The organism is Bradyrhizobium sp. Mp27, from assembly GCF_029953005.1.
GTDB lineage: Bacteria > Pseudomonadota > Alphaproteobacteria > Rhizobiales > Xanthobacteraceae > Bradyrhizobium > Bradyrhizobium barranii.
Genome location: NZ_JASAUS010000462.1, coordinates 1 through 1,695, shown reverse-complemented (window position 1 = coordinate 1,695; position 1,695 = coordinate 1). Strand labels below are relative to the sequence as shown.

2 protein-coding genes are annotated in these 1,695 nt (G+C 57.3%); both read right to left on the bottom strand.

Annotated elements, in window-relative coordinates; all coding sequences use genetic code 11:
• Positions 1–387: 387 nt before the first annotated feature.
• The gene (locus QJT78_RS50925) at positions 388–1,131 is read right to left on the bottom strand and encodes a class I SAM-dependent methyltransferase (RefSeq protein ID WP_028154683.1); all 744 of its coding nucleotides are present in this window, start codon (positions 1,129–1,131) and stop codon (positions 388–390) included.
• 332 nt (positions 1,132–1,463) lie between these two features.
• The coding region (locus QJT78_RS50920; protein ID WP_281460865.1) for an HdeA/HdeB family chaperone at positions 1,464–1,695 on the bottom strand (232 nt) is incomplete at its 5' end.

Here is a 1,695-nt window from a genome sequence, read left to right as displayed (position 1 = left end):
CGCCCTCCCGACGCAACGACAAAACCGTAAAGCCCCGCGTTCAGCATAACCCGGCAGGAATCCACTTAAATCCAGCGGGGCGCTGTCCAAACAACCGGGGCCAGCTCTCTAAGTCCCACCAAGGACTCTGCTAAGCTGCGATCAGCCTCTCGCTAGTTGCGAGTTTAAGGTCGCCTTCGGGTCACACGCGGAAGAACTCAGGTCGAGTCGCACGACCACCACCCGCTCATGCTTTGTGTATTGCATAGCGTAGGAGTTGCGTTGACAGCGTGAGGGGCGGCGGATCAAAGCCGGTCGGCCTTACCGAATGGCCGAAAGACATCCGTCGGCTACAGCCGACTTTTGCAACAAAATCGGCCAGAAGCAGACATCGCCAATCTGTTGGGCTCAACCGCGTTTTAGGAATAGATGCAATTCGGTTACGTAAGGGAACGCGACCATATCTCGCCCGATCAGTGCGGGGTCGTTTTGGATGAGGCTTTCGACCTCGGCGCGGACGCGGTCCTGTTCCTCATTCGGCAACACCGCGATGAAGCTCGTCGACAGGGCACGGTCAACGATCCCGCTCGGCAGCATAGGCTGGCTGAATGGATAGCTCTTGCTCGCCAGGTGTCGGAAGCGAGCATCGTCGAAGATCACCCGCCATTTGCCAGTTGATTGCCGCGGCGTATCGCCGGCATAGTTATCCATGATCCCAGAAAACGCGGCGACCCAGGGCACACGATCGTCCCGCACATTCCAGATCAGAGCCAGAGCGCCGCCCGGCTCGAGAACCCGAAATATCTCGCTTATCGCTTTCTCATAGTCGAACCAATGAAAGGCTGTCGCGCAACAAACGAGCCCGGCTGCCTTATCTCGCGCGGGAATGCACTCCGCACTGCCGATCAGCACTTCAACCGTCGCCAGACGGTCGACCGGAATGCGTGCGGCCATCTTATCGATTGGTTCCACCGCTAGAATGTGCTTCCCGGTCAGCGCCAACAACTCAGTGAACTTCCCGGTACCAGCGCCAAGATCGATGATCGCGTCCGCCGACGGCAGGTCGGAGAGCAATGCCACAGGATATTCCGGGCGACCCGAGACGTATTCGCTCACCTTGCTCGAATAGCCTGCAGCAACTGAAGTTGCCATGGTTGGACCTCCCCCCAGAGGCAGCCCCTCTAAGATAACAAAGTCGCAGGTCACGGTCACAGGCATTATCGACAGTCTGCAGCCGACGAGGACCGATATGGGTCAAAAGCGCCGCTTTGACGACCCTGCCGTCACTTCCGGTCTACCCCAAGCAGCAGACGTTGGGACCGGCCGTTGGCAACAATAAGGAGACGTACTTAAGCGACGCGCGGTTATGCGCACAACAATGAGGCGGTTGCGCAGTTCCAGTGGCCCGTTCAACTCTCGGTCGAGGAGTGGCAATGTGGCCGGCCAAGGACTCCGGCCGCGACTTCGCCGTCGGGGCCCACAACCTAGCTGGCGCTTTTTTGAATGGCGGTTGGCAGCCTGTCGGATTTGTGCTTTTTGCAATAGGCGACAACTTTTTCGGAATTCTTTTGCAGGCGGTCGTAGTCCAAAACATTATTATTTGCGGCCGCGTTATAGTAGCCGCTCATGAAATACCTTACGAAATCTCGGTCTGCTGAACCGTATCCTAGCCAATTTCCGCAAGTGATCTTGTTCATGTCCAGCTTGATCTGAGCC

What these genes read in the sequence shown, in the direction of transcription:
- QJT78_RS50925 (WP_028154683.1), bottom strand. Translation starts at nt 1,131, where the DNA reads ATGGCAACTTCAGTTGCTGCAGGCTATTCGAGCAAGGTGAGCGAATAC.